The organism is Bradyrhizobium sp. HKCCYLRH3073, assembly GCF_051167995.1.
Lineage (GTDB): Bacteria > Pseudomonadota > Alphaproteobacteria > Rhizobiales > Xanthobacteraceae > Bradyrhizobium.
Map to the genome: position 1 here is coordinate 158,357 of NZ_JBNPUD010000004.1, position 26,656 is coordinate 185,012.

23 protein-coding genes are annotated in these 26,656 nt (G+C 66.7%); 13 read left to right on the plus strand and 10 right to left on the minus strand.

The features are described from left to right. The first annotated feature begins 69 nt into the window (after positions 1 to 69). The 5 genes from ACQR1X_RS11715 (at position 70) to ACQR1X_RS11735 (ending at position 7,514) form a co-directional block, all read left to right on the plus strand. Positions 70 to 1,326, plus strand: coding sequence for an aspartate kinase (locus ACQR1X_RS11715; protein ID WP_315801736.1), 1,257 nt, complete (start codon positions 70 to 72; stop codon positions 1,324 to 1,326). A gap of 302 nt (positions 1,327 to 1,628) precedes the next feature. Then, entirely contained in the window at positions 1,629 to 3,896 is a 2,268-nt protein-coding gene (gene ptsP / locus ACQR1X_RS11720; RefSeq protein WP_315715187.1) for a phosphoenolpyruvate--protein phosphotransferase, read from the plus strand. A gap of 60 nt (positions 3,897 to 3,956) precedes the next feature. Next, positions 3,957 to 5,042, plus strand: coding sequence for a peptide chain release factor 1 (gene prfA, locus ACQR1X_RS11725; RefSeq protein WP_315801737.1), 1,086 nt, complete (start codon positions 3,957 to 3,959; stop codon positions 5,040 to 5,042). 193 nt (positions 5,043 to 5,235) lie between these two features. Next, positions 5,236 to 6,123 (plus strand): peptide chain release factor N(5)-glutamine methyltransferase, encoded by an 888-nt coding sequence (gene prmC / locus ACQR1X_RS11730; protein ID WP_434898882.1) that lies wholly within the window; start codon positions 5,236 to 5,238, stop codon positions 6,121 to 6,123. A 563-nt stretch (positions 6,124 to 6,686) separates the two neighbouring features. Then, on the plus strand, positions 6,687 to 7,514 hold the full coding sequence (locus ACQR1X_RS11735) for a DUF4167 domain-containing protein (protein ID WP_315801739.1): 828 nt from the start codon (positions 6,687 to 6,689) through the stop codon (positions 7,512 to 7,514). Between the two features lie 86 nt (positions 7,515 to 7,600). Here the strand turns inward: ACQR1X_RS11735 and ACQR1X_RS11740 are convergent, their stop codons facing one another. Next, complete coding sequence (locus ACQR1X_RS11740; protein ID WP_434898883.1) at positions 7,601 to 8,377, minus strand: class I SAM-dependent methyltransferase; 777 nt, start codon at positions 8,375 to 8,377, stop codon at positions 7,601 to 7,603. Between the two features lie 192 nt (positions 8,378 to 8,569). Between ACQR1X_RS11740 and gloB the strand changes: the two genes are divergently transcribed. Continuing rightward, positions 8,570 to 9,337: a hydroxyacylglutathione hydrolase gene (gene gloB, locus ACQR1X_RS11745; protein WP_316215283.1), complete on the plus strand. Its 768-nt coding sequence runs from the start codon at positions 8,570 to 8,572 to the stop codon at positions 9,335 to 9,337. 11 nt (positions 9,338 to 9,348) lie between these two features. After that, positions 9,349 to 9,783: a cupin domain-containing protein gene (locus tag ACQR1X_RS11750; RefSeq protein ID WP_316215284.1), complete on the plus strand. Its 435-nt coding sequence runs from the start codon at positions 9,349 to 9,351 to the stop codon at positions 9,781 to 9,783. Position 9,784: 1 nt separating this feature from the next. Here the strand turns inward: ACQR1X_RS11750 and ACQR1X_RS11755 are convergent, their stop codons facing one another. The 4 genes from ACQR1X_RS11755 to ACQR1X_RS11770 form a co-directional block, all read right to left on the minus strand. Continuing rightward, positions 9,785 to 11,794, minus strand: a complete 2,010-nt coding sequence (locus tag ACQR1X_RS11755; RefSeq protein ID WP_316215285.1) for a putative bifunctional diguanylate cyclase/phosphodiesterase — start codon at positions 11,792 to 11,794, stop codon at positions 9,785 to 9,787. A gap of 224 nt (positions 11,795 to 12,018) precedes the next feature. Then, positions 12,019 to 12,891: an aromatic amino acid exporter YddG gene (gene yddG, locus ACQR1X_RS11760; protein ID WP_316238025.1), complete on the minus strand. Its 873-nt coding sequence runs from the start codon at positions 12,889 to 12,891 to the stop codon at positions 12,019 to 12,021. A 153-nt stretch (positions 12,892 to 13,044) separates the two neighbouring features. Next, complete coding sequence (locus ACQR1X_RS11765; protein ID WP_315801745.1) at positions 13,045 to 13,770, minus strand: beta-ketoacyl-ACP reductase; 726 nt, start codon at positions 13,768 to 13,770, stop codon at positions 13,045 to 13,047. 271 nt (positions 13,771 to 14,041) lie between these two features. Further along, a complete protein-coding gene (locus tag ACQR1X_RS11770) occupies positions 14,042 to 15,220 on the minus strand; it encodes an acetyl-CoA C-acetyltransferase (protein ID WP_434887834.1) in 1,179 nt (392 codons plus the stop codon). Between the two features lie 383 nt (positions 15,221 to 15,603). Here ACQR1X_RS11770 and phaR point away from each other — a divergent pair, with 383 nt between their 5' ends. After that, a complete protein-coding gene (gene phaR / locus ACQR1X_RS11775; protein ID WP_257167926.1) occupies positions 15,604 to 16,203 on the plus strand; it encodes a polyhydroxyalkanoate synthesis repressor PhaR in 600 nt (199 codons plus the stop codon). Positions 16,204 to 16,242: 39 nt separating this feature from the next. Here the strand turns inward: phaR and ACQR1X_RS11780 are convergent, their stop codons facing one another. Next, on the minus strand, positions 16,243 to 17,910 hold the full coding sequence (locus ACQR1X_RS11780; RefSeq protein ID WP_316179424.1) for a bifunctional diguanylate cyclase/phosphodiesterase: 1,668 nt from the start codon (positions 17,908 to 17,910) through the stop codon (positions 16,243 to 16,245). A gap of 367 nt (positions 17,911 to 18,277) precedes the next feature. Here ACQR1X_RS11780 and ACQR1X_RS11785 point away from each other — a divergent pair, with 367 nt between their 5' ends. Further along, the gene (locus ACQR1X_RS11785; RefSeq protein ID WP_315801747.1) at positions 18,278 to 18,499 is read left to right on the plus strand and encodes a hypothetical protein; all 222 of its coding nucleotides are present in this window, start codon (positions 18,278 to 18,280) and stop codon (positions 18,497 to 18,499) included. Positions 18,500 to 18,516: 17 nt separating this feature from the next. Here ACQR1X_RS11785 and ACQR1X_RS11790 read toward each other — a convergent pair whose 3' ends face one another. The 3 genes from ACQR1X_RS11790 to mtgA form a co-directional block, all read right to left on the minus strand. After that, on the minus strand, positions 18,517 to 19,242 hold the full coding sequence (locus ACQR1X_RS11790; protein ID WP_316179210.1) for a hypothetical protein: 726 nt from the start codon (positions 19,240 to 19,242) through the stop codon (positions 18,517 to 18,519). A 188-nt stretch (positions 19,243 to 19,430) separates the two neighbouring features. Beyond that, positions 19,431 to 19,613, minus strand: coding sequence for a 50S ribosomal protein L32 (gene rpmF, locus ACQR1X_RS11795; protein WP_006610266.1), 183 nt, complete (start codon positions 19,611 to 19,613; stop codon positions 19,431 to 19,433). 167 nt (positions 19,614 to 19,780) lie between these two features. Next, entirely contained in the window at positions 19,781 to 20,452 is a 672-nt protein-coding gene (mtgA, locus tag ACQR1X_RS11800; RefSeq protein WP_316179423.1) for a monofunctional biosynthetic peptidoglycan transglycosylase, read from the minus strand. A gap of 187 nt (positions 20,453 to 20,639) precedes the next feature. On the opposite strand from mtgA, the gene ACQR1X_RS11805 reads away from it, so the two are divergent. Both ACQR1X_RS11805 and ACQR1X_RS11810 read left to right on the plus strand, forming a co-directional pair. Beyond that, complete coding sequence (locus ACQR1X_RS11805; RefSeq protein WP_316179209.1) at positions 20,640 to 21,560, plus strand: polyprenyl synthetase family protein; 921 nt, start codon at positions 20,640 to 20,642, stop codon at positions 21,558 to 21,560. A gap of 9 nt (positions 21,561 to 21,569) precedes the next feature. Continuing rightward, positions 21,570 to 22,262: a DUF1345 domain-containing protein gene (locus ACQR1X_RS11810; protein ID WP_315801750.1), complete on the plus strand. Its 693-nt coding sequence runs from the start codon at positions 21,570 to 21,572 to the stop codon at positions 22,260 to 22,262. Here ACQR1X_RS11810 and ACQR1X_RS11815 read toward each other — a convergent pair whose 3' ends face one another. After that, positions 22,263 to 24,164: a caspase family protein gene (locus ACQR1X_RS11815; protein WP_434898884.1), complete on the minus strand. Its 1,902-nt coding sequence runs from the start codon at positions 24,162 to 24,164 to the stop codon at positions 22,263 to 22,265. It abuts the gene before it with no gap. 220 nt (positions 24,165 to 24,384) lie between these two features. On the opposite strand from ACQR1X_RS11815, the gene ACQR1X_RS11820 reads away from it, so the two are divergent. Together ACQR1X_RS11820 and ACQR1X_RS11825 are read left to right on the plus strand one after the other, a co-directional pair. Further along, the gene (locus tag ACQR1X_RS11820; protein ID WP_315801752.1) at positions 24,385 to 24,759 is read left to right on the plus strand and encodes a nuclear transport factor 2 family protein; all 375 of its coding nucleotides are present in this window, start codon (positions 24,385 to 24,387) and stop codon (positions 24,757 to 24,759) included. A 30-nt stretch (positions 24,760 to 24,789) separates the two neighbouring features. Continuing rightward, complete coding sequence (locus ACQR1X_RS11825; protein ID WP_434898885.1) at positions 24,790 to 26,397, plus strand: Na+/H+ antiporter; 1,608 nt, start codon at positions 24,790 to 24,792, stop codon at positions 26,395 to 26,397. Positions 26,398 to 26,656 lie beyond the last annotated feature (259 nt).

Sequence of the window (26,656 nt, forward strand, 5' to 3'; positions counted from 1 at the left end):
GGCTGGCGCGCCTCCGGTTTCGCGCTCAGTCGGTCAACTTATCCTCCTGATGGGAATGAGCGCGTCGTCATGGGTCGCCTCGTGCTGAAATTCGGCGGCACCTCCGTCGCCAACATCGACCGCATCCGCAACGTCGCGCGCCACGTCAAGCGCGAGGTCGATGCCGGTCATGAGGTCGCCGTTGTCGTCTCGGCGATGTCGGGCAAGACCAACGAACTGGTCGCCTGGTGCACCGAGGCGTCGCCGATGCACGATGCGCGCGAATACGACGCCGTCGTGGCCTCGGGCGAGCAGGTCACGTCCGGCCTGCTGGCGATCGTGCTGCAGGGCATGGGCATCCAGGCCCGCTCGTGGCAGGGCTGGCAGATCCCGATCAAGACCAGCGATGCCCATGCCTCGGCGCGAATCGTCGATATCGACGGCTCCGAGCTGATCCAGCGCTTTCGCGACCGCAAGGAGGTCGCGGTCATCGCCGGCTTCCAGGGCATCAACGCCGAAACCGGGCGAATCACCACGCTCGGCCGCGGCGGCTCGGACACCTCGGCGGTGGCGATCGCGGCCGCCATCAAGGCAGACCGCTGCGACATCTATACCGACGTCGACGGCGTCTATACCACCGATCCCCGGGTGGTGCCGAAGGCCAAGCGGCTCGACAAGATCGCCTTCGAGGACATGCTGGAGCTGGCGTCCCAGGGCGCCAAGGTGCTCCAGGTCCGCTCGGTGGAACTGGGCATGGTCCACAACATGCCGATCTTTGTCCGCTCCTCATTCGACAAGCCCGAGGATATCGACCCGCACGCCAACCAGCCGCCGGGGACGCTGATCTGCAGCGAGGAACAAATCATGGAAAATCACGTCGTGACCGGCATCGCCTTCTCCAAGGACGAGGCCCAGATCTCGGTGCGCCAGATCGAGGACAAGCCGGGTGTTGCCGCCTCGATCTTCGGACCACTGGCGGATGCCAACATCAACGTCGACATGATCGTCCAGAACGTCTCCGAAGACGGCAAGACCACCGATCTCACCTTCACGGTGCCGGCCACCGATTACAATCGCGCGCGCGAGACCATCACGGCGGCCAAGGACAAGATCGGCTATCAGCGCCTGGATACCGCGACCGACGTTGCCAAGGTCTCGGTGATCGGCTCGGGCATGCGCAGCCATGCCGGCGTCGCCGCCAAGGGATTTGCCGCGCTCGCCGCCCGCAACATCAACATCCGTGCGATCACGACCTCCGAGATCAAGTTCTCGGTGCTGATCGACGCCGCCTACACCGAGCTCGCCGTCCGCACGCTGCATACGCTCTACGGACTGGACCAGGCCTAGAAAATCCTCCTCCGCGACCACACCTGTCCCGTTATGTGACAGCGGGACGGGCCGAAGATCGTTCGAAAGCCGTTGACGCCGCCCGCGGTGGCAGGCGTTTTGCTTGGCAAAACAAGCCCTAATTCGCTATACGCCATCGCAGGATGGCAGCCGCAAACTGTGCTCCAGTGATGGTTGTTCTGGTTCGGGCCGGCACTCTGAGCGTGCGATAGTGCCGAATCGAGAAAGCTGTTCGATGCCGCGAGTCTAGCGCCAGATCCGGCCGCGTGCCGGGCTGGCCCCAGGAAGGGGGATTGTGCCACATGCGAAGCGCGTCGGGAGGCCCCCGCGTCCTGCTCAGACGGCTTCGCGAGACCATGGCGGAGCAGGTCTCGGCACAGGAGCGGCTCGACAAGATCGTGGTGCTGATCGCGGCCAACATGGTCGCTGAGGTCTGCTCGGTCTATGTGCTGCGCGTCGACAACACGCTCGAGCTCTACGCTACCGAAGGTCTGAACCGCGACGCCGTGCACATGACCGTGCTGAGCGCGCATGAGGGCCTTGTCGGCCTCGTCGCCAGCGAGGCCACGCCGCTCAACCTGAACGACGCGCAGAGCCATCCCGCCTTCTCGTATCGTCCGGAGACCGGCGAGGAGATCTACCACTCCTTCCTCGGCGTGCCGATCCTGCGCGCCGGCAACACGCTCGGCGTGCTGGTGGTGCAGAACCGCGCCAAGCGCACCTATGTCGAGGAAGAGGTCGAGGCGCTGCAGACCACCGCGATGGTGCTCGCCGAGATGATCGCCTCCGGCGAGCTCGCAGCGCTCGCCCAGCCCGGCGCCGAGCCGGCGGCGCGGCACTCGATCCACAAGACCGGCACGGTGCTGTCCGATGGCATCGCGCTCGGCCATGTCGTGCTGCACGAGCCGCGCGTCGTCATCAACAACTACATCGCCGAGGACCTGCCCAAGGAGATCAAGCGGCTCGACGCCGCGCTGCTCAAGCTGCGCGCCGACCTCGACCGCATGCTGGAGCGCGGTGACGTCGCCGACGGCGGCGAGCACCGCGAGGTGCTCGAAGCCTATCGCATGTTCGCCAACGATCAGGGCTGGTCGCACAAGCTGCACGAGGCGGTGGCGACCGGCCTCACGGCCGAAGCCGCCGTCGAGCGCGTGCAGTCCGACACCCGCGCCCGCATGCTGCGCTCGACCGATCCGTATCTGCGCGAGCGCCTGCACGATCTCGAGGATCTCGGCTACCGGCTGCTGCGCCAGCTGGTGGGCCAGGACCACGCGCCGCGTCGTGAGCATCTGCCCGACAATGCCATCCTGATTGCGCGCGCGATGGGTCCGGCGGCGCTGCTCGACTACGACCGCAAACGGCTGCGCGGCCTCGTGCTCGAGGAAGGCACCGCCAACTCGCATGTCGCGATCGTGGCGCGTGCGCTCGGCATTCCCGCCGTCGGCGAGGTGCCGAACGCGCCGGGCATCGCCGATCCCGGCGACGCCATCATCGTCGATGGCACGTCGGGCTCGATCTACGTTCGGCCGTCCTCCGAGATCGAATCCGCCTATGCCGAACGGGTGCGCTTCCGCGCCCGCCGCCAGGCGCAATATGGCGAGCTGCGCAACAAGCCCTGCGTGACCAAGGACGGCCAGCCGGTCGAGCTGATGATCAATGCCGGCCTGGTCATCGACCTGCCGCATATCGAGGACACCGGCAGCGCCGGCATCGGCCTGTTCCGCACCGAGTTGCAGTTCATGGTGTCCGCCAGCCTGCCGCGCTCCAGCGACCAGCTGGCGCTGTATCGCACGGTGCTCGACGCCGCCGGCCACAAGCCGGTCACGTTCCGCACGCTCGACATCGGCGGCGACAAGGCTCTGCCCTACATGGAGACCGTGATCGAGGAGAATCCGGCGCTCGGATGGCGCGCGATCCGCCTCGGCCTCGACCGTCCGGGCCTGCTGCGCGGCCAGATCCGGGCGCTGCTGCGCGCCGGCGGCGGCCGCTCGCTGCGCATCATGTTCCCGATGATCTCGGAAGTCGCCGAGTTCGACACGGCCAAGGCGATCGTCGAGCGCGAGCTGACCTATCTGCGCCAGCACGGCCATACGCTGCCGGAGCGCGTCGACGTCGGCACCATGCTCGAGGTCCCGGCGCTGCTGTATCAGCTCGACGAGCTGCTTTCGAAGGTCGATTTCATCTCGGTCGGCTCGAACGACCTGTTCCAGTTCCTGTTCGCGGTCGATCGCGGCAACGCCAAGGTCTCCGAGCGCTTCGACACGCTGTCGACGCCGATCCTGCGGGCGTTGCAGCAGATCGTGCACAAGGCCAAGGCGGCGAAACGGTCGGTGTCACTGTGCGGCGAGATGGCCTCCAAGCCGATCGGCGCATTGGCGCTGATCGCGCTCGGCTACCGCTCGCTGTCGTTGTCGGCCACCGCGCACGGCCCTGTGAAGGCGATGATCCTCGAACTCGACGCCGGCAAGGCGGCGACGAAGATGGCCGAATGGCTGGCCGCGCCGGCCGGCAGCTTCTCGATGCGGCAGAAGCTGACCGAGTTCGCCGAGAGCGAAGGCCTCGCGCTGTAGCCGGCCTGTCGCGCCGGCCGCCTTCCGTCCGTATCGTTTGCTCCTAGATCAGATTGCAACATGTCGTCGCTTCCCGAAGCCAAACTCGATGTCCTGCTCGCGCATCACGCCTCGCTCGAGGCGGAGCTGCTCGGCCAGGTCAATTCCGACCGCTACGTGCAGATCACCCGCGAGCTGGCCGAGCTCAATCCGCTGATCGACGCGGTGAAGGCCTATCGTGCAGGAGTCAAAGAACTCGCCGACACCGAGGCGCTGATCGCCGATCCCGCCACCGATGCCGAGATGCGGGCGATGGCCGAGGCCGAGCGCGACGAGCTGATCGCGCGCCGCGGCGAGCTCGAGCAGAAGATCCGTGTCGCGCTGCTGCCCAAGGATGCGATGGACGACCGCAACGTCGTGCTCGAAATCCGCGCCGGCACCGGCGGCGACGAGGCCTCGTTGTTCGCCGGCGATCTGTTCCGCATGTACGAACGGTTCGCCGCCCTGCAGGGCTGGAAGGTCGAGGTGATCTCGGCGTCCGAAGGCACCGTCGGCGGCTACAAGGAGATCATCGCCGAGGTGCAGGGCCGCGGCGCCTTCGCCAAGCTGAAGTTCGAATCCGGCGTGCACCGGGTGCAGCGCGTGCCGGATACCGAGACGCAGGGCCGCATCCACACCTCGGCGGCGACGGTCGCCGTGCTGCCCGAGGTCGAGGATGTCGACGTCGACATCAAGCAGGACGATTTGCGCATCGAGACCATGCGCGCGCAGGGCGCCGGCGGCCAGCACGTCAACAAGACCGAATCGGCGATCCGCATCACCCACCTTCCGACCGGCATCGTGGTGATGATGCAGGACAGCCGCTCGCAGCATAAGAACCGCGCCTCGGCGATGAACATCCTGCGCTCGCGCATCTACGACGCCGAGCGGCAGAAGGTCGACGCGGCGCGCTCGGCCGAGCGCAAGGAGAAGGTCGGCTCCGGCGACCGCTCGGAGCGCATCCGCACCTATAATTTTCCGCAGGGGCGCGTCACCGACCACCGCATCAACCTGACGCTCTACAAGCTGCCGCAGGTGATCGCGGGCGAAGCGCTGGGCGAACTGATCGACGCGCTGACGACGGAGCATCAGGCGGCACAGCTTGCCGCGCAGGGCGCTGCGGCGTGAGCGGCGCCTGCGCGCTGCCAACCGAAGCGCGACCGTGTTGCGGCACATCAGCTGTCGTCCCGGCGAACGCCGGGACCCATCACCACAGGCATCCGTGGCTAGCAAAGGCTGCAACTCCGACCTTCCGCCTCGCAACGGCACGGCGTATGGATCCCCGCGTTCGCGGGGATGACCCGTGGAGAGAGCGCGGGCGATGACCGAGATCATCGCCGGCGCAAACATCGACTCGGCGCGGCGCGCGGTTGCGGCCCGCTTTGCGGCCGCCGGTCTCGATTCGCCGGAGCTCGATGCGCGGCTGCTACTGGGCCATGCGCTTCAGCTCGACCTCACCGGTCTCGTAATGCATGGCCAACGGCAGCTATCCCACGCGGATGCGCAGCGTCTGGAAGCGCTGGTGCAACGCCGGCTGGTCGGCGAGCCGGTGGCGCGCCTCCTCGGAGCCAAGGAGTTCTGGGGCCTGCCGCTGCAGCTCTCGGCGGATACGCTGGTGCCGCGGCCGGACACCGAGACCGTGGTCGAACTGGCACTCGAGCATCTCGCCGCCGGCGGCGCCCTGACGCGCCCCTTGCGCATCGCCGATCTCGGCACCGGCTCCGGCGCGATCCTGCTGGCATTGCTGTCCGAGCTGCCACGGGCCCATGGCGTCGGCACCGACATCAGCGTGGGCGCGCTGGCCACCGCGCGGGACAATGCGCGCGCGCTCGGATTGGCCGACCGCGCCGGCTTCGTCGCCTGCTCCTATGCAGCAGCGCTGTCCGCTGGCTTCGACCTGATCGTGTCGAATCCGCCCTACATTCCGTCGTCCGAGATCAGCGAGCTCGACGTCGAGGTGCGCAGTCATGATCCGCTGCGCGCACTGGACGGAGGCAAGGACGGGCTCGACGCCTACCGCGCGCTGATCCCGCAGGCAGCGGCCCTGCTTCGGCCGGGCGGCGCTGTCATCGTGGAGGTCGGGCTTGGCCAGAGTGACGGCGCCGCTGCATTGATGGTGAGGGCTGGCCTGGCGGCCGATTCCTCCACGATCCGGGCCGATCTGGCCGGTATTCCCCGAACCGTCATGGGCCTAAAAAAGCTCCGGTAAAGGTCCGGGGATACGGAAAAAGCTCTTGGAATATCCCCCGGGAGCGACTACGTTCCATTCACAGCACCGGTGCAGGCCACGACGAGCGGTATTCACGGAACACCGCCGCGGTCAGATGCCAGAGAGCCACGCCGGGCGATAGGTTCCAGAACGCAGATCTGCTGAGCGCGAGAGCCGGATGGCTGCGCAGCCCGCGACTGCAAAGCGAACGAAAGCCTGACTTTGCACTTGAGGTCTTACGCTAAGCAAACTGGGTGGTCGTGGCGCATGTCGCCTTGGCTGGCTGAATGACGTGGTTCGCCGGTCCCAGGGGCTGGCGGGTGGGGAACGCGTTTTGAACGCGCTTTTGTCGAGAGAATCGGCTGTCGATCACATCGGCATGGATCAAACCGGCATGTCGGAACCGACATGGGTCGGATGGGACCATTTGGACCGCGCGCGAGGCGCCCGAGCCCAGCAAAGGTATTTCAATACGCTCTCGGTATTCCGATAACAATCAGTGCATAACAATCAGTGCTCAGACAATCGGTGCTCCTAACGCAGGGTTGGAATAAAGGCAGGACATGAGAAACGGTCAGAACAACAAGCGGATGCGCAACCGGAACAGCGGTAACAACAATAATAACCGGCGCGGCCAGAATCCGCTGACCAGGGTGTTCGAGTCCAACGGGCCGGACATCAAGATCCGCGGCACAGCCTCTCATGTCGCCGAGAAATATGTCCAGCTTGCCCGCGACGCCCGCTCCTCGGGTGACCCCGTTGCCGCCGAAAATTACTACCAGCATGCCGAGCACTATTTCCGCCTGATTGCCGCCGCGCAGGAGCAATTCCGCCAGAACCAGCCGCAGCAGCCGCGCAACACCGAGGACCTGACCGTCGACGACCTCGATGATGACGGCGAGAGCTTCTCGCATTTCGGCCAGGAGCCCGGCTTCGTTCCGGCCCAGCCGCAGCCTCAGCCCCAGCCCTTCATGCGCGACCGCGAAGGCGGCCAGCGCGAGCGCGGCGACAACCAGCCCTATCAGCGCGAGCAGCAGCCACGCGAGCATCGCGAAGCGCGTGAGCATCGCGAGCCGCGCGAACACCGCGAGCCGCGGGAGCACCGTGAACCGCGGGAGCATCGCGAGCGGGAGCCGCGCGAGCACCGCGAGCGTCCGCAGCCCGTCCAGTACCAGCCGCAGCCGCAACCCCAGCCCGTCATCGCCGACAGCGGCGTCGATCGGCTGCCGTCCTTCATCACCGGTCCGCAGCCGCAGATCGCCAATCCCCCGGCCGCCTTCGAGGGCGCTGCCGAGCGCTATCCGCGCCGCCGCCGGCGTCCGCATGGTCCGCGCACTGAAGCGGCCGCTGCTGCACCGGCGCCGAGCGAGGATCTCAATCCGGGCGAATAGCGATTACGCTCCATCATGACGAAACGGGTGGGCTCAGAGCCCACCCGTTTTTTTGTGCGGGAGGCGCGCAGGAGAACGGCCCGGGATCATCCCTCGCGCGACGGCGGACCGACCTCGCGGCGACCGGAGCCACTGGATCCGGGGGCCGACGGCGACGGCGCCAGCACCGGTTCGAGCCGCGGGATCAGCCGGATGCGCTCGCGGCGCGCCGGGATCACCCGGTAGACCTGCTTGGTCGCCTCGACGATGTGGACACCGGCGAACGGCAGCGACAGCGCCGCGCCGACGCGCTCCCAGGCCATCGCCGATTTCAGGAACCAGCCGCCAACCGGGGGCATGAACAGCGCCTCGCCCCAGCCGGTCGGCGTGAACCAGGTCTGCCGCAGCAGCTGCGTGATCTGCGAGCGCGAATAAGGCCGGCCATGGCCGAACGGCGTGTTGTCGGTCCGCGTCCAGACGCCGCGCCGGTTCGGGATCACGATGATCATGCGTCCCGCCGGCGCCAGCACCCGCCACATCTCGCGCAGCAGCCCGGCCGGGTCGTCCGACATCTCCAGCGCATGCACGATCAGGATGCGGTCGACCGCCGCATCAGGCAGCGGCAGCGAGAATTCGTCCACCAGCGAGGCCAGCGTCGGCCGTGCCGTCGGCCATTTCAGCACCCCCTGGGCCGCCGGCATGAAGGCGATGCAGCGTTCGGAATCCTCGCGGAACAAGCCGAGATAGGGCGTGGGGTAGCCGATGCCCAGCACCCGCTGCCCGGCCGCGCTCGGCCAGCGCGCGCGGATACCGCGGTTGATCAGGAGCCGCGCGACGATCCCGAGGCGACCCGAATAGAAATTTCGCAGATCGATCACGTCCATGACGTCAATGTATCATGCGGGCGCGCGCCGCCGCGCGCCCAATATTGCGTTGCGCCTCCAGCGTTAACGCCATATCTCTGCCCGGCACATCGGAGGCCGCCCGCAACGCCGCGCCCGGGCTCCGCCTCCACGACCTTCTGGCATCGCGAGCGCGACCATCGTGCCTCGCCCGGTCCCGCCGACGGAGACATCATGGCCGCCGACATCCGCGCCTTCACCTGCCTGTCCGACAATTTCGGCTATCTGATCCATGACCCTGCGACCGGTGCGACTGCCTCGATCGACGCCCCCGAGGCCGGACCGATCGTCCGGCAGTTGGACGCCGAAGGCTGGACGCTCACCGACATCCTGATCACGCATCATCATCACGACCACGTCGGCGGCGTCGCCGAGCTCAAGCAGAAATATGGCTGCCGGGTCGTCGCGCCGCACGACAAGACGACGGCGATCGCCAACGTCGATCTGCGAGTCGCCCATGGCGATGTCGTGAAGATCGGCGAATTGCTCGCGCGCGTGCTGGAAACGCCAGGCCATACGCTCGACCACGTCTCCTACGTGTTCGATGCCGACAAGGCGTTGTTTGCGGCCGACACGCTGTTCTCGGTCGGCTGCGGCCGCGTGTTCGAGGGCACCTATTCGATGATGTGGGACTCGCTGCTCAAGCTGCGCGCCCTGCCGGACGATTTCAGGCTGTATTGCGGCCACGAATACACCGCATCGAACGTCAAATTCGCCCTCACCGTCGACGGCGACAACGAGGCACTGAAAGCCCGCGCCGACGAGGTGGCGCGGCTCCGTGCCGCCAACCGGCCGACCATCCCGTCGCTGCTCGGCGACGAAAAGAGCACCAACGTGTTCCTGCGCGCCGACGATCCGGCCGTCGCGCTGCGGCTGCGCATGAAGGGCGCGAGCGCCGAGCAGGTGTTCGGCGAGTTGCGCGAGCGCAAGAACAAGTCGTAGGGCTGAGGACGATGGCTACGCTCTCGGCTGCCGACATCATCGCGCGTCTCGGTCTGCAGCCGCATCCGGAGGGCGGACATTTTCGCGAGACGTTTCGCGATCCGGCCGTCGACGCCTCCGGCCGCGCCGCATCGACGCTGATCTATTTCCTGCTTGCGCGCGGCGAGCGTTCGCATTGGCACAGGGTCGATGCAGTCGAGACCTGGCACTTCTATGCCGGGGCACCGCTGACCTTGCGGATCGCCGCCGAAGGCCAGGCGCTGCAAACGACGACGCTGGGCATCGACCTCGCAGCCGGCCAGCAACCGCAGGCGGTGGTGCCCGCCCATGCCTGGCAGGCCGCCGAGAGCAGCGGCGATTGGACGCTCGTCGGCTGCACGGTGGCGCCGGGCTTCATGTTCGAAGGATTCGAACTCGCGCCGCCCGGCTGGGAGCCGGAGGTCTGAGTCAGGCGCTCGCGCCGACGACCTTCGCGGCCGGCTCGGCGAAGCGCTCGCGCTCCTGGGCGAGGAAGCCGGAAACCGCATCGGCCGGCATCGGCTTGGCGAAGTAGTAGCCCTGGATGTAGTCCGCGCCCAGACGCCGCAGGCTGTCGAGCTGCTCCTTGGTCTCGACACCTTCGACTACGCACGAAATTTCCATGTCGGCGCAGAGGCCGGTCAGCGACTTGATGATCTTGTGGCTGATCGGATTGGCATTGACGTCGCTCACGAAACTGCGGTCGACCTTGAGCTTGTCGAGCGGCAGCCGGTGAACGTGGCTGAGCGACGAGTAGCCGGTGCCGAAATCGTCCAGCGAGATGCCGCAACCGATCGCCTTCAATGCCGCGATCGACTGCTCGGCGCGGGCGAAATCGAAGGTGACGGCGGTTTCGGTGATCTCGAACTCGATGCGGCGCGGCGGCACACCGCTGGCATGGATGACCGCCAGCAGCGGCAGAACGCCGTCTGGAGAACAGATGTCGTGTGCGGAGAGATTGAACGACACGCGAATGTCGTCCGGCCAGGTCCGCGCCGCGGCGAGCGCCTTGACCAGGAGACAACGCGTCAGGCTGCGGATGACGCCGATCCGCTCGGCGGCCGGGATGAAGCTCGCGGGCGACACCGTGCCCAGCTTGGGACTGTGCCAGCGCGCCAGGACCTCGAAGCCGGTGGTGCGTGAGTTCGTGGCGTCCATGATCGGCTGAAACGCCAGATCCATCTCGGCGTCGAAATCGGCCGTGCGCAACAGATGCTCGATCACGCTGCGGCTGCGGATCTCCGCCTCGAGCTCGGTCGAGAAGATGATGGCCTGGCCGCGGGCGCGACGCTTGGCGTGGTAGAGCGCATAATCGGCGCATTCGTACAGCGCATCCGCAACCATGGCCGAGCGCGGATACAGCGCAAAGCCGGTCGAGCACGACAGGCCCGTATGAGTCGTGTCGAACTGATAAGGCAGCTTGATGAGGTCGGTGATCTGCCGTCCGAGGTTGAGCAGATCGTCGTCCGTTGGATTGCCGGCGACCACCAGTCCGAACTCGTCGCCGCCGAGCCGGGCGAGATGGACCTGGCCGCCATGGCCGGCACAGGCGTCGCGGATGCGGCGCGCGGCCTCCATCAGCACGCGGTCGCCGACCGTATGCCCATAGGTGTCGTTGATCGGCTTGAAGCCGTCGAGATCGATGATGCCGACGGCAAGCCGCGTGCCGTCCCGCTCGGCCTCGGCGAAGGCTTGCGTGAGCTCCGAGAAGAAGCGACGGCGATTGGGCAGATCGGTCAGCGAATCCAGATTGGCGAGCCGGAAGTTTTCATCCGACAGCGCTTGCGTCGCGGCCTGCTCCGCGAGCAGCGATTTGCGGCTGGCAACCAGCGCAGCGAAATCGCGGTAGTAGATGAACAGCACCGTGACCATGGCGCCGGACACGAGCAGCTGATTGACCGCGATCGCCCGCAGCGCGTGAACGCCCGTGGACATGAAGAAGACGACATAGGGGACGATGACCACGAGGGTCACGATCAGCGCCGCGGAGCGCAGATGCATGAGGCAGAAGATGATGCCGATGACCGTGACCGCCATGTAGAACGCGACCTGCCCCTTGGCGAACGGATCGCCATAGGGAAACAACGCGAACGACCAGACGACGAACAGCGCTCCGATCGGACCGGCAATCCGGTTGGTGACACGGAGGTTGCGCAGCACCTCGGCGTCGCTGCTGGCGGACTCGCCCTGCCGCAGCCACCACAGCATGCGAACGCCGGTAATCGTCGACAGCAGCGCCGGCACTGAAATCGTCAGCCACGCCGGCGCCACCGGCAGGAACGTGTAGGCGAGCGCCAGACTATTGGTGATGAGAATGAAATAGAGCAGCGGCACCTGCTTGGAGAACGCCTGGAACTGCGCACGCGTCAGCTCGGGATTGTCGGCGGGAACGCGAAACAACTCCGCCGCGCGGGCCATGTAACGTCTCACGTCCGGCATTGCCGCCCCGTTGTCAGCACCATTTCGCAGGGACTATCGCTCAGGACGGGTAAAGGGCGGGTTAGGTGCAGAACGCGTCAAACTGTAATCGACGGTTGTGAGCTACCGGCCGGCGCGCTGGTTTTGCGCACGGTTAAGTGCGCATCAAGGATAACCGTCGGATTGGGCCGCCGAAGTTCGCATGCGAGGCCTGACTCCGCTCACCTCGCCCTTCACCCGAGCGCTCAGCGCTTGCGCAGAAGGAACATGTCCTTGGCCGCGACCAGACCGCCACCGGCGATCAGCAGCGCCGCCACGGCGATCGTCGCGCTCGGCCGCGCGTAGCCGGCAACGATCAGGAACGCCGTCGACAACAGCGGCGTCGCATAGGACGCCGCACCCAGCACCCGAATGTCGCCGCGCTTCATGCCGATGTCCCAGGCATAGAACGCAGCACCGACCGGACCGATGCCGAGACCGACAACAGCGAGCCACTGCATCGGACCGTCAGGCCAGACCGTTCGCTCGACCGCAACATGGACCAGAGCCGCGAGAGCGGACGTCGCCAGGCAGAAGCCGGCGACGGCATCGGTCGGCACCGCCTTCAGACGGCGCGAGAGCACCGAATAGATCGCCCACACGAACGCCGCGACGAAGGCGGCCGCAAGCCCCGGCAACTGGCTCGCAGCGAAGCTCGCACCATTGCCGAGCAACAGCAGCGCGGTGCCGACGAGACCGATCCCGGCACCGATCACGTGATGAACCGCGAGCCGCTCGCCCGGCAGAAAGGCCGAGAACAGCACGATCAGCAGCGGCCAGAGATAGTTCAGCAGCCCGGCCTCGGCCGGTGGCGCGAAGCGCAGCGCCAGAAAATAAAGCGCGTGGTAGCCAAACAGCCCGCCCACGCCCACGACCCACGCCGCCACCGGCTGCCGCAGCACCTCCAGCCCGGCCGCTCGGCGGATCAAACTGGCCAGGCCGACCGCACCGCCGATCGCGAAGGTCATTGCCGCCAGTTGGAAGGCGGGAATCGTGCCGGTCGCGACCGTCAACAAGGCGAGCAGCGACCACATCAGGATCGCGGTCAGACCGATCAGGGTCGCAGTGCGCTGGGACATCAGGCGGCAGGCTCCGTCACGGCCGGCTCATGCCGGCCACCCACGCCTGCGTCCGTGCGGGGAGCGTCCAAGACGTGAATGCCCGCGGCGAGCGCGGGCATCACGTTTTCCTTAGCCGCAGACGGCGGCCGGAGGCAACGCCGCCGGCGCAGATCACACCATGTACTGGCCGCCATTGACCGACAGCGTCGAGCCGGTGATGGCCCCTGCCTCGTCGGCCGCGAGGAACACCACGGCGCGCGCGATCTCCTCGGGCTCGCCGAGGCGCCCCACCGGAATCAGCGGCAGGATGGCTTTCTCGAGCACGTCCTTCGGCACCGCCTGCACCATCTCGGTGTTGATGTAGCCCGGGCAGATCACGTTGACGGTGATGCCGGCCTTGGCCGTCTCCAGCGCGAGCGCCTTGGTGAAGCCGATGTCGCCGGCCTTCGCCGCGGAGTAGTTGACCTGGCCGAACTGGCCCTTCTGGCCGTTGATCGAGGAGATGTTGATGATGCGGCCGAACTTGCGCGCGCGCATGCCCTCGATCACCGGGCGGGTCATGTTGAACAGCGAGCCGAGATTGGTGTTGATCACCGCGCTCCATTGCTCGAGCGTCATCTTGTGGAAGGCGGTGTCACGGGTGATGCCGGCATTGTTGATCAGGACATCGACGGGACCGAGATCGGCTTCGACCTTCTTGATGCCCTCACCGCAGGCCTCGAACGAGCTGACGTCCCATTTGTAGACGGGGATATCGGTCTCGCTCTTGAACTTCTCCGCAGCGGCATCGTTGCCGCCGTAATTCGCCGCGACCTTGTACCCAGCCGCCTTCAGCGCCTTGCTGATCGCCGCTCCGATACCGCGCGTTCCCCCCGTCACCAACGCCACACGTGCCATGTCGAATCCTTCCCTCGATGACTGATCGCACAGGACAACCTCTGGCTGCCACCATGCACACCGTTGTTATTGGATCATGAAACTTCGTGCGACGATCAACTTGCCGCACGACCATCCATGCTCGCTCAACTCCATTTTTTTAGTGGTCGATTATGCGACGTGTTTGACGGACATCAAGAACAAAACGCCCGGCGAGATCGCCGGGCGTTGATCTTTAGTTGAGCTGGACGCGATTGCGAAGACTGAACGGTTCGCAGTCACTGCCGGCTTTTTAGTCGCGTGCGACGCACAGCGCGATGCCCATGCCGCCACCGATGCACAGCGTCGCGAGGCCCTTCTTGGCGTCGCGCTTCTGCATCTCATGCAGCAGTGTGACGAGCACGCGCGCGCCGGATGCGCCGATCGGATGGCCGATCGCGATCGCGCCGCCGTTGACGTTGACCTTGGCCGGATCCCAGCCGAGGTCCTTGTTCACGGCACAGGCCTGCGCGGCGAACGCCTCGTTGGCTTCGATCAGGTCGAGGTCGGCGATGGTCCAACCGGCCTTCTTCAGCGCCGTGCGCGACGCCGGGATCGGGCCGGTGCCCATGACCTTCGGATCGACGCCGGCCTGGCCCCAGGACACGATCCGCGCGAGCGGGGTCTTGCCTTCCTTGGCCGCCTGCTTGGCGGTCATCAGCACCACGGCCGCTGCGCCGTCATTGATGCCCGACGCGTTGCCGGCTGTGACCGTGCCGTCCTTCTCGAAGGCCGCGCGCAACTTGGCCATGGCCTCGATCGTCGCGCCATGACGCGGATATTCGTCGGTGTCGACCACAGTGTCGCCCTTGCGGCTCTTCACCGTCACGGGCGCGATCTCGTCCTTGAACCTGCCGGCCTTCTGAGCCGCCTCGGCCTTGTTCTGCGATGCAACGGCGAACTCGTCCTGCTGCGCACGCGTGATCTGATATTGCTTCGCAACGTTCTCGGCGGTGTTGCCCATGTGATAGCCATTGAAGGCGTCCCACAGGCCGTCCTTGATCATCGTGTCGACCAGATCGAGCGAGCCCATCTTCACGCCGGCGCGCAGATATTGCGCATGCGCCGCCATGCTCATCGACTCCTGGCCGCCGGCGACCACGATGTCGGAGTCGCCATTGACGAGCGCCTGATAGCCGAGCGCAACGGAGCGCAGGCCGGAGCCGCACAGCTGGTTGATGCCCCAGGCCGGGCTCTCGACTGGAATGCCGGCGGCGATCGAGGCCTGGCGCGCCGGGTTCTGGCCCTGCGCCGCAGTCAGGATCTGGCCCATGATGACCTCCGAGACGCGGCCGGGCTCGACACCGGCGCGCTCCAGCGCGGCCTTGATGGCCACCGCACCCAGCTCATGGGCCGGGACACTGGCGAAGGCACCGTTGAAACTTCCAACCGCGGTGCGGGCGGCGCTGACGATGACGACATCGTCTGACATGAGCATCTCCTGGGGTTCTTGATCTTGGACGTGGAAACGAGGGCTTGAGAGATCGGGCGTATTTGAAATCAAACCGAATTTCTTCGTTCACGGTCGCGCCGGCCGTCCGCAAGCCTCGGATTGGCAGATGCGCAACCTTCGCACTTCATCCTGTTAACGTCGTTGCGACATGTCAATTGGCGGCATCAGCGATTCCTGTTGCAGCGCATTCAAATTGGCACGCTTGGCGGTTTCGTGAGCAGGAATTCTGCTGCGGGATTAACCGTTCCGCACAAAACCGTAGCCGAACTCGCCCGAAAGTGATTACGTTATTGCATTGCGTAGCTCTTCGCCCTGCGGCGACGCCGCCGGGTTCCCTGTTCTCGGTTTGCATGTGTGAGCTCATGGCGAAATCTGACCAACCCACCACGATCAAGAAATACGCGAACCGGCGGCTCTACAATACCGGGACGAGTACCTACGTGACCCTCGAAGATCTGGCCTCGATGGTTAAGAACGGGGAGGATTTCCTGGTCTACGACGCCAAGACCGGCGACGACATCACCCGGTCCGTGCTCGCCCAGATCATCTTCGAGCAGGAGAACAAGGCGGGACAGAACCTGCTGCCCACCACATTCCTGCGCCAGTTGATCCGCTTCTACGGCGACAGCATGCAGATGGTGGTACCCAAATACCTGGAGCAGTCGATCGACACACTGACCAAGGAGCAGGAGAAGTTCCGCAAGCAGATCGCCGACACCTTCAGCGGGACGCCTTTCGCGCCGCTCGAGGAGCAGGTGCGCCGCAACATGGAGCTGTTCCAGCAGACCTTCTCGATGTTCAAGCCGTTCGCGCCTGGTGCGGTCCGCGCCGAGGAGAAGGCCGCCGAGCCCGCTGCTGCCGCCGCCGACGACAACATTGACGAGCTGCGCCGCCAGATGAAGGAAATGCAGGACCGGCTCGACCGCATGTCGGAGCCGAAGAAGGACGAGCAGCAAGGCTGACGCTTGCCGCTTGATCCGCGATTGGAAGCCGGCGGCTGATCAGCTCGCCGCCGGCAATTCTGCCCTGCCGTGCTCGATCCACGGCCGATCGACCGAGGCGAGGCCGATCACCCGGCCCTGGATGTAATCGCAGCCCCAGTCGCGCAGCAGCGCGACCGACGCCTCGTCCTGCACCCATTCCGCGACCGTCTTGATCTGCAGCCGTCGCGCCAGCTCGACCAGCGTCTGGACGAAGGCGCGGTCGTCAGCCGAGCGCACGAGATTCTGCACGAAGGCGCCGTCGATCTTGACGATGTCGACGCCGAGCTTGCGCAGATTGCGGAACGAGGTGTGCCCGGCGCCGAAATCATCGATGGCGATTCGGCTGCCGAGATCCTTCAGCCGCGTCACGAAGCCGCGGAGATCGTCGACGTCCTGGATCTCGACCGTCTCGGTGATCTCGACGATCAGCCGTTCGGCGACCCCAGGATGGGCGCGCATCATGGATTCGATCGAGGCCCACCAGTCCGGATCCATGGTGGTCTCAGGCGAGATGTTGAGGCTCAGGGTGACGTCGGGCGTGCTCGCGAGCTCAGCCACCACCAGCTCCAGAATGCGGTGATCGACCAGACGGATCAATCCGAGCCGTTCGGCGACAGGGACGACGTCCGGCGCCAGCAAGGCCCGGCCGTCATCCTGGCGCATCCGCACCAGGCATTCATAGAAGGCGGGCGCAAGCGTGTTGGCATTCACCACCGGCTCGAACGCCGTAACGATGCGCCGCTCATTGAGCGCCGTCACGATCTCGTCGGTGACGCGGATGTTGACCTTGCGCTGCGCGTCGCGCTCCACGTTCGGCCGCCAGGTCGAGAACGATCCGATGCGGCGGCGCTTGGCGGCGTCGAGCGTCTCATGGGCGCGGTTGACCGCTTCCTCGACCGAGCGGGCGTGACGGGGAACGCTCACTGCGCCGATCGTCGCGGTGACGGCGACCGGACCTGACTTGGTCGGCACCACCTCGTCGCGCACGGTCGCGAGAAAGCGCTCGGCGGCGGTGGTCATGTCGTCCATCGTACAGTTCTTCAGGATCAACCCGAACTTGTTGCCCGAGAACCGCCCGAGCGTGTCGCCACCACGGAGCCGGCCCCGGATGCGCTGCGCGATCTCCAGCACGACGCCGTCGGCGACGTCGAAGCCGAAGGCGTCGTTGATGCGCGCGAGATGATCGATGCCGACCAGCATGAAGGCGCAGGAGAAGCGGAACCGCTGCGCCTCCTCGATCACCTCGGCAAGCGTCGCCAGCAGATGCGTCCGGTTCAGCTCGCCGGTCAGCGGATCGTGCCGTGACAGCTTGAGCAGTTGCTCCTCGCGGGCGTGGCGCTCGTTGTTGATCCGGACGATGCCCTGGGCGCGGGCCGGCCGCCCGTCGGAGCCTGCGAACCAGCAGCCGGTTTCCTCGACCCAGATCAGCGGCGCCCCGGCGTGGGTGCGCACGCCATATTCGATCCGGTACGGCGTGCCGCTGGCGCCGTATAGCGGTGCCGTCTGGAGCATGATCTCAGTGCGGATGCCGCGGTCCGGCTCGATCAGCTTGCTGAACTCGGCCCCATTGCAGAGCTGCGGCAACGGAACATCGGCAAACACCGCCCCGACGTGATCGCTCCAGACGATCACGTCGCTTGCCAGGTCCCAGACGAAGGCGGCTTGGCCCAGGGACGCCAGGATCATCGCGGTCTGTGGCAATTCGGATGTCAAGGTCGCCTCGTTTCGGCACAGGCCGGCAGGACCGGCGCTGATTTGGGAACGGCCGACGCGTACCCGCGCGAGCGGCGGCGGCCGACTTCGCGAATCAGACTACGCATCTCTGGTTAACGGAGAGCATGCCGAGGCGACGAGCGCGTGTCCGAGACGCGTCAACCATGTTTGGAACATGCAGCGCCCAGCGACGCTTGGGACGGCATTGCTTTTGCGAGATCGAGGGGCGAAAGGTACCGGCGTCCCAGAACGTGACAATCGCGCCGGCGATGGTTGGACAATGTTAACGATTGATCAGGACGGCGGTCGCCTGGACGGGTTGGAGGAGACCTCCCGCTCGGTGACGCTGCTGCCGAGCGATGCGAGCCATGACCGTCGCGCGCGGATCATTCGCGCAGCCCGCCCCGATGCCGGCTTCGTGACCCATCTGATCGCGACCGCCGAGCAGCTGCCGCAGACCCGCACGCTCAGGCGCGCGGCCGCTGCCGACGTCCACAGTGCCTATGCGGCGAGGCTTCAGCCGGTCACGCGTGCCGGCGGCCGGACCCGAGAAATGATCTAAGCGCGCGCTCCTGCGTCTCAGGGCTTCAGCGTCTCGGGCTTGGGCGGCTCAGAAGCGGTCGGAGCAGCGGCCTCGGCCTCCTTCGGCTCCGCGACCCAGCCGGTCGTCGGCGCGGGAGCCGGCCGAGGGACCGAGCGGTCGAGCAGGACGGATTCGGCGACCGAAGCAGCCGCCGGCACCGCATCGGTCGGCTCTTGAACGACGGGTGCAGCAGCGTCCGCGTGCTGGACCTCCGGCTCCTGAATTTCCGTCTTGGTCGGTTCTTTGACCGCTTCCCGGGCAGGCTCTTCGACAGGCTCAGGTTCTGGATCCGCCACGGGCGCTTCGACGGGAGCCGGCATGGGTGCGGGGGCTGCGACGACGGCGCGGGCGGCGCGCTTGGTGCGCAGCGAGACTCCGCTGAAGAAATCGACCATCGCCAGCAGGGTCAGCAGCAGGAAGGTCGAGTTCCCGAACTTCTGCCACATCGCGAATTCGGCGGCGGCGCCGCCGAAGACCAGCAACGACAGCAGGTGGTCGGTGAGATATTTGCCGTTCGGCTTCGCCGCCTTGATGATCTCAAGCAGCAGCAGCAGCACGCCCAGGGCCAGCAGCATGTCGCCGAGCGAGATCGTCCAGAGCTCGCCGGACGGAAGCTGAAGGCGCAGCAGCGTCTCGCTGAAGGCGACCCCCGGCATCAGGAAGACGATCATGTTGTAGATCGCCAGCGGGATCAGCAGCAGCGGGAAACCGACCATGGACATCGGTTGAAGCCTTGGATGGCGCGGGCGGCGGCCCGGCGCAAAATCAATCGGTGCGAAGAAGATGACAGCGAGACGGGATCACGCGGCACAGATACGCAACGGTCCCGGCGAATCACGTCGCACGGGACCGCTTTCAACCCCATCGATGGCCGAATTCGGGCGGCTTGGAAAGCGGCCCGCGCGGACAATCAGGCGTCTTTCTTCTTCAGGACCTGGCGGCCCTTGTACATGCCGGTCTTCAGGTCCAAGTGGTGCGGACGACGCAGCTCGCCGGAATCCTTGTCCTCGACATAGGTCGGCTTCTTGATCGCGTCAGCCGAGCGGCGCATGCCGCGGCGCGACGGCGAAGTTTTTCTTCTGGGGACGGCCATATCGGTATCCTCTAGGGTATTTTTGCAAGGCATCGTCCGCAAAGGACGGCTGCAGCCATGAAGCTGGCGAGCCCGGATGCCGATCAAGGCCGCGCTTATAGAGGAAGGGGTGCGGCATGGCTAGGGCTCTCCGAGGCATTTTTGGCCAAAATTGCGCCGCTCGGACCTTACCGCCGCTCCCCCCAGCAGGTCTGCAGGCCGGAGGACTGCGCCCGCATCATATAGGTTGCGGACAGCCGTCTCACGCCGGGGCCGGGCGTGCGGGCACTGCGCCGGACCGGGTTCGGCAGGATCGAGGCCATCAGCGCCGCCTCGCGCGGGCCGAGCCCCGCGGCCGAGCGGTTGAAGGCGTAATTCGCGCCGGCTTCGGCGCCGAACTGGCCGGACGGGCCGAGCTCGGCGATGTTGAGGTAGATTTCGAGGATGCGCCGCTTGCCGAGGACGAGGTCGATCCACAGCGCCAGCGGCAGTTCCAGCGCCTTGCGGACATAGCTGCGGCCCTGCCACAGGAACAGGTTCTTGGCGACCTGCTGGGTGATGGTCGAGCCGCCGCGGCTGACCTCGCCGTCCTCGGCATCGTCCATGACCTCGCGCAGCGCGCCCCAGTCGATGCCGTGATGGCTGCAGAATTTGGCATCCTCCGCCGCCACCACCGAGCGCGGCAGATACGGCGACATCGCCGAGAGGTCGATCCAGTGCCGCGTCACCGGCTGCCCCGTCACCGACCGCCACAGCATCAGGGTCGAGACCGGGTGGCCCACGGCATAGAACGGCGTCAGCGCGTAGGGCACGAGCAGCACCAGCACGGCGATCACGAGGAGGGTTCTGACGGTACGCAAGGGCAGGCGCCGCTCGGTTGGGACCGCCGCGGGTGCGGCCAGTTGGCCGGGATTATCCGACATCTCGATGTGGTTTCCTGCTTTTTTCCGCCGTTGCGGCCGAAAGCCGCCACCGCCCCGGCAATTGACGAAGTCGCCGCCATCAACGATTGTCCGGCGAATTTCGCCCCCCTGGAGCTCTTCTTAAATGACTGCGACGGCCACCGACTTCACCCAACGCCTGGACAAGACCGCGGAGGAGACCGAAGCGCTGCTCGGGGAGCTCCTGTCCGATGCGCCGATGGCCGACGAGATCATCAGGCCGAAGCGGCTGATCGAATCGATGCGCTATTCCAGCCTGAACGGCGGCAAGCGGCTGCGCCCGTTCCTGGTGGTCGAGAGCGCCGCCGTGTTCGGCGTCCCGCGCCGGGGCGCGCTGATGGCCGGCGCCGCACTCGAATGCATCCACTGCTACTCCCTCATCCATGACGACCTGCCGGCGATGGACAATTCCGATCTGCGCCGCGGCCGCCCCACGCTGCACAAGGCCTATGACGACGCCACCGCGATCCTGGCCGGTGACGCCCTGCTGACCATCGCCTTCGACATCATCACCCGCGACGAGATTCATCCCGATGCCGGCGTCCGCCTCGCTTTGACCCGGGCGCTGGCCCGCTGCGCCGGTGTCGGCGGCATGGCCGGCGGCCAGATCCTCGACCTCGCCGGCGAGGGCCGGTTCGGCGACAGCGGCCCGGTCGACGTCGCCCGCGTTCAGCAGATGAAGACCGGCGCCCTGCTCCGCTTCGGCTGCATCGCCGGCGCCCTGCTCGGTCAGGCCTCGGCGGCCGAGTACCAGGCGCTCGACGATTACGGCCGCGCGCTCGGAGAGGCCTTCCAGATCGCCGACGACCTGCTCGACGTCGAGGGCGATGCGGCGACGCTCGGCAAGCCGGCCGGCGCCGACGCCGAGCTCGGCAAGACCACCTTCGTCACCCAGCTCGGCATCGAGGGCGCCAGGCAGCGCGTCCGCGACCTGCTCGCCCGCGGCGATGCCGCGCTGTCGGTCTTCGGCGCCAAGGGCGACGTGCTGCGCGCCGCCGCCCACTTCGTTGCCGAACGCAAGAGCTGAGGCGAGGCGTTGGCCGGAGTCCATCCTGACGATCCGGACCTCGCCCGCTTTGCAAGGCTGCCAGCTGCGCTGCGCGTCATCTATGCGCGGCCGCGGACCTTCATATCGCTGGGGCTCGCGATCGTCGCGTTCTTCCTGCTGCCGCCGGCGCTCCGCCTGATCACGCGGCTGCTGATCGGCTGGGACATCTTCACCGCGATCTACCTCGTGCTGGTCGCGGTGATGATGCTGCGCAGCGAGCATCATCACATCCGCCGCAAGGCGGTCATGCAGGACGACGGCCGCTTCGTGATCCTGATGGTGACGGCGCTGGGCGCCTTCGCCAGCATCGCCGCGATCGTGCTCGAGCTCGGCGCTTCCAAGCGCGACGCTCCGGCGCTGACGCTGGCGCTGCTCACCGTCTCGCTGTCCTGGGCCGCGGTGCATGCGACCTTCGCCCTGCACTACGCCCATGATTATTACCGCGGCGCCAAGCCTGGGGGCCTGCAATTCCCCAGCGGCGACAAAGACGAGCACGCCGACTACTGGGACTTCGTCTACTTCTCCTTCATCATCGGCATGACCGCCCAGGTCTCCGACGTCGGCATCACCGACAAGATCATTCGCCGCACCGCGACCGTCCACGGCATCATCTCGTTCGTCTACAACACCGCGCTGGTCGCCCTGATGGTCAACATCGCCGCCAGCGCGATCTCCTCCTGATCAGTTGCATACCTCGACGCTGGCATTGTTGGCCGGCCCGCCGCCGCCGCGATATTCGAGCCGGCAGCCGGGCCGGACGGTGCGGCACAGATAGGCGTCGCAATAGATCTGCCCGCCCGACTTCGCGGGCCGGGCCGCCTGCGTCTGCGGCCTGGTGTAGCCCGGGGCCGCCCCGATGCCGAGACCGCCACCACCTCCGATCCCCACCCCGACGCCCGTACCGGGAGCCGGCATCGGCAGGCCGGCGTCCGGTGCCGCACGGCCGCGGCGGCGCGACGGCACATCTTCGTCGCTGCTGTCGCGCTTGGCGACCGGCTTCCGGTCGTGCCGCTTCTCGCATTCATTGTCGTCGTTGACGAACGAGCCTTCGGCACAGACGATGCGGGTGCAGCGGTCGCCGTCCGGCTTGCTGCCATGCTGGCAGACCAGGGGGCACACCCGCGCCTGCTTGAGCTTGATCGCCTGGAGCGCATCGGCCGATGCCGCCTGGGTGTCGAGCTTGGTGCCGGCATAGCGGTTGAACTGCGACAGCGAGCGGCGCGAGGCCGAGCCCCAGTCGCCATCGGCATCCTCGGTGAGGCAGCCGACCCGGCGCAGCTCGAGCTGCACCGACTTGGTGAGATCGGCGGGCTGCGCGGCCGGGGTCAGCGCGGCCACCTGCGGCCCCTGCTGCGGCGCTGCGGCCGTCGGCGTGCCGGACGAGGTCGCCGCGCGCGGATTGTCGACCGCCGCGAGCTGCTGGTCCCCGCGCTTCTTCTCGGCTTCGGCCGCCTGCTGCTGCGCGAGCTGCGTGGCCTTCTCGGCTGCGATCCGCGCCTGCTCCGCGGCCTTGGCCTCGGCCTCCGCCTTGGCGAGCGTCTCCTTGCGCGCGCCCTCGGCGGCGAGCCGCGCCCGCTCGGCCTCGGTCGCGCGGGCTTTCTCGGCGGCGACCACGCGGTTCTCCTCGGCGGTCAGCTTTTCGAGCTGCAGCTTGGCGAGGCTCGCATAGAAACCGTCGGGGTACTGCGCCAGGAAGGCGTTCAGCGCGCCCTTGTTGCCGACCTGCATCGCGAGCTCGTAATCGCGCCGGATGTCGGCCTGAGGGTTCGGCGGCGGCGTCACCGGCATCTGCGTCACGACGCGCGGCACGCCGGGAACCAGCGGCACGTCCTCGCCGCCGAGCGAGCCGTACACGAACGGTTCCTGGCGGTTGGCGGTCGCCTTCAACACCTCGTCGCGGACGAAGCCGAACGCCTTGCGGACATCGAGTCCGGGCGTCGCGATGTGCCGCGACAGCGCCAAGGTGAACGGTGAGTTCTTGCCGTCGCCGTCCTGCGCGGTCGAACCGGCCTTGGCGGAATAGGCGATCAGCGTGTTCGGGCTGGTCGGCTCGACCTTGGCGAGGCCGCGGCCGAGGCTGCGGGTCGCCACCGTCCGCTGCATGTTGCGGGTGAACGGGTTGTCACGGCAGGCATCGAGAATGACGAGGCGCAGCTTCTTCGCCGGCTCGACGGCAACCAGAATGCGGTCGAGCGACAGCGTCTCGTCGTAGACATCGGTGTCGCGCTCGAGCCGGGCGTCGATCGGGATCAGATAGTTCGACCCTTCGACCTCCATGCCGTGGCCGGCGTAGTAGACCACCGCGATATCGGCATCGCGGGCGGCATCGGCGAAATCGCGCAGTGCCCGGCGCGTCTCCCGCGCGGTGAGATCGCGCCGATAATCGACGACATCGAAGCCCGCGCTCTTGAAGGTCGCCGTCATGACCGCGCCGTCATTGACCGGGTTCGTCAGTTGCGGCACGTTCTGATAGGCGGAGTTGCCGATGACGAGCGCCACCCGCTTCTCCGCGAGCGCCGGGTGGCCGGCCAGCAGCAGCGCTGCCGCCACGAGAAAACCGCCCAATCGAACTGACCACGACATCGTATCTACCCCATAGCCCTGGGAAACATGCTCGGTCTGCTAGCAGATTGCGGCCGTTCGGCTTGTGACCGGGATCACGCAAGGTTCGGTCCGGGGACATCCCGCCTGGGCCACGATATTTCTGTCGACGGAGCATCATCCGCAGTTCATGGCTTGCCAAGCCCCGTTTTGCATCGAAAATGCGATCCTTGTTTGTCCGCGGTTCCCCAGGGAGTTGGCCATGAGCGCAGACCGTTCCACCGTCGAGGCCGTCGTGCAGGGCTATTTCGACGCGCTCTACGAGGGCGACGCCGACAAGCTCGGCGCCGTGTTCCACCCCACCGCGGACCTGCGCTGGGTCGACAACGGCGAGCTCAAGATCCTCACTGTGCCGGACTGGCTGGCCTGGGTGCGCAAGCGCCCCTCCGCCAAGGGGGAAGGCAAGCCGCGCGAGGACTTCATCGTCACCATCGACCGTTCGGACGACAAGACCGCCTTCATCAAGGTGCGCTGCCAGCTGCCGCCGCGCTATTTCACCGATTACCTGGTGGCGATGAAGCTGAAGGACGGCTGGCAGATCGTGTCGAAGTCCTACCGCTACGACCTCCGGGATTGAGGCCGGCGCAAGGACGCCAGGCCCCCCGCCATGGAAGCTCACTTTCAGATATTCCTGATCCTGCTGGCCGTGCTGGCGGGAACCGCCCTTCTTGCACGGCGGGCCAACCTGGCGCCGGCGATCCTGCTGATGCTCGCCGGCATCGCGCTGGCCTTCGTGCCGGGCATGCCCGCCTTCGCGCTGCCGCCGGAGCTGGTGCTGCTGGTGGTGTTGCCGCCGCTGATCTATTCGTCGAGCGTCGCGATGAGCTGGCGCGAGTTCAAGCGCAACCTGCGGCCGATCGTGCTGCTCGCCGTCGGCTGCGTGATCTTCACCGCCTCCATGGTTGCGATCGCGACCCACTATCTTCTCGGTCTGCCCTGGAGCCTCGGCTTCCTGCTCGGCGCCATCGTGGCGCCGCCCGACGTCGTGGCGCCGCTCGCCATCGCCCGCCGGCTGCACCTGCCGCGCCGGGTGATGGTCATCCTCGAAGGCGAGGGCCTCGCCAATGATGCGACGGCGCTGATTCTCTATCGCTTCGCCGTGGCCGCCATCACCACCGGCGCGTTCTCGCTTCCGGTCGCGGCCGGCGAGTTCGCCGCGATCGTGGTCGGCGAGATCGCGTTCGGCATCGGCGTCGGCTGGCTGATGCTGCGCGCCCGCCACTACGCCAGGGATCCGCAGGTCGAGATCACGCTGTCGCTGCTGACACCCTATCTCGCCTACTGGATCCCCGAGCATGTCGGCGGCTCCGGCGTGATCGCGACGGTCGCCTGCGGCCTCTATATGAGCTGGAACGGACCGCTCTGGATCTCCTCCGCGACCCGCCTGCAGGGCGTGTTCTTCTGGGACCTCGTCGTCTACCTGATCGAGGGCATGCTGTTCCTCTTGACCGGCTTCCAGATGCGGCTGATCTACGAGAAGTCGAAGGCGTTCCCGCTCGACGAAATCATGATCGCCACCGCGCTCGTGGTCGCGATCGTCGTGATCGCGCGCTTCGCCTGGACCTTTCCGGCGACCATCCTGCCACGCGTGCTGAGCCCCTCGCTGCGCGCCAGGGATCCGCTGCCGCCGTGGCAGCAGACCTTCATCATCGGCTTCACCGGGGTCCGCGGCACGGTCTCGCTCGCCACCGCGCTGGCGCTGCCGCTCACGCTCTCGACCGGTGAAGCCTTTCCCTATCGCGACGAGATCCTGTTCATCGCCTTCGGCGTGATCTTCTTCACCTTGATCGGCCTCGGCCTGACCCTGCCGATCGTCGTGCGCCTGCTCGGCGTCTCCAACACCGGACGCGCCGAGCATGTGCGAGAGCACGAGCAGGAGATTGCGGCACGGCGCGAGGGGCTCGACCGGGCGCTGAAGTCGCTGGAGATGATGACCAGCGACCGCGAGGTGTCCGACGAGGTCATGCGGCTGCTGCGCGCTCGACACGAGGTCCGCGTCAACCAGCTGCCGGAGGCGCTCAACCCCGACGACTACGACGCCTCCGCGCTCGGCATCGAGCTGACCCGCGAGCTGATCGGCGTCGAGCGCAAGAGCATTCACGCCATGCTCCGCGACGGCCAGATCACCGACGAAACCCGCCGCCGCATCGAGCGCGATTTGGATCTGGAAGAGGCGAGCCTCGCCAACCGGGAATATGGGCACGTTCCGTTGTAGGGCGTGAGTTGTCGCGCATAGCTCTCTCCGTTCGTCATTGCGAGCGCAGCGAAGCAATCCAGGGTGGCGGGCGGGACTCTGGATTGCTTCGCTGCGCTCGCAATGACGTGGACGGAGCGGGGGTACAAATACGGCGACTGAGCTTGTAGACACAGCATCTCATCCTCGCGCCCGCTCTCGCGTCCGAGTGTTGATCCTCATGCCGCCCTCTCCAATCAGAGGGCGCAGGGAAGGCCGGGCCCCGACTGAGGCCCGTGGC

Coding starts and splice junctions, on each gene's coding strand:
- ACQR1X_RS11735 (WP_315801739.1), top strand. CDS start 6,687: ATGAGAAACGGTCAGAACAACAAGCGGATGCGCAACCGGAACAGCGGT.
- ACQR1X_RS11815 (WP_434898884.1), bottom strand. CDS start 24,164: ATGTCGTGGTCAGTTCGATTGGGCGGTTTTCTCGTGGCGGCAGCGCTG.
- ACQR1X_RS11805 (WP_316179209.1), top strand. CDS start 20,640: ATGACTGCGACGGCCACCGACTTCACCCAACGCCTGGACAAGACCGCG.
- ACQR1X_RS11825 (WP_434898885.1), top strand. CDS start 24,790: ATGGAAGCTCACTTTCAGATATTCCTGATCCTGCTGGCCGTGCTGGCG.
- ACQR1X_RS11755 (WP_316215285.1), bottom strand. CDS start 11,794: ATGCCGGACGTGAGACGTTACATGGCCCGCGCGGCGGAGTTGTTTCGC.
- ACQR1X_RS11780 (WP_316179424.1), bottom strand. CDS start 17,910: ATGATCCTGGCGTCCCTGGGCCAAGCCGCCTTCGTCTGGGACCTGGCA.
- yddG (WP_316238025.1), bottom strand. CDS start 12,891: ATGTCCCAGCGCACTGCGACCCTGATCGGTCTGACCGCGATCCTGATG.
- ACQR1X_RS11770 (WP_434887834.1), bottom strand. CDS start 15,220: ATGTCAGACGATGTCGTCATCGTCAGCGCCGCCCGCACCGCGGTTGGA.
- prmC (WP_434898882.1), top strand. CDS start 5,236: ATGACCGAGATCATCGCCGGCGCAAACATCGACTCGGCGCGGCGCGCG.
- ACQR1X_RS11740 (WP_434898883.1), bottom strand. CDS start 8,377: ATGGACGTGATCGATCTGCGAAATTTCTATTCGGGTCGCCTCGGGATC.
- ACQR1X_RS11715 (WP_315801736.1), top strand. CDS start 70: ATGGGTCGCCTCGTGCTGAAATTCGGCGGCACCTCCGTCGCCAACATC.
- ACQR1X_RS11820 (WP_315801752.1), top strand. CDS start 24,385: ATGAGCGCAGACCGTTCCACCGTCGAGGCCGTCGTGCAGGGCTATTTC.
- prfA (WP_315801737.1), top strand. CDS start 3,957: ATGTCGTCGCTTCCCGAAGCCAAACTCGATGTCCTGCTCGCGCATCAC.
- gloB (WP_316215283.1), top strand. CDS start 8,570: ATGGCCGCCGACATCCGCGCCTTCACCTGCCTGTCCGACAATTTCGGC.
- phaR (WP_257167926.1), top strand. CDS start 15,604: ATGGCGAAATCTGACCAACCCACCACGATCAAGAAATACGCGAACCGG.
- ptsP (WP_315715187.1), top strand. CDS start 1,629: ATGCGAAGCGCGTCGGGAGGCCCCCGCGTCCTGCTCAGACGGCTTCGC.
- ACQR1X_RS11765 (WP_315801745.1), bottom strand. CDS start 13,770: ATGGCACGTGTGGCGTTGGTGACGGGGGGAACGCGCGGTATCGGAGCG.
- rpmF (WP_006610266.1), bottom strand. CDS start 19,613: ATGGCCGTCCCCAGAAGAAAAACTTCGCCGTCGCGCCGCGGCATGCGC.
- ACQR1X_RS11750 (WP_316215284.1), top strand. CDS start 9,349: ATGGCTACGCTCTCGGCTGCCGACATCATCGCGCGTCTCGGTCTGCAG.
- ACQR1X_RS11790 (WP_316179210.1), bottom strand. CDS start 19,242: ATGTCCATGGTCGGTTTCCCGCTGCTGCTGATCCCGCTGGCGATCTAC.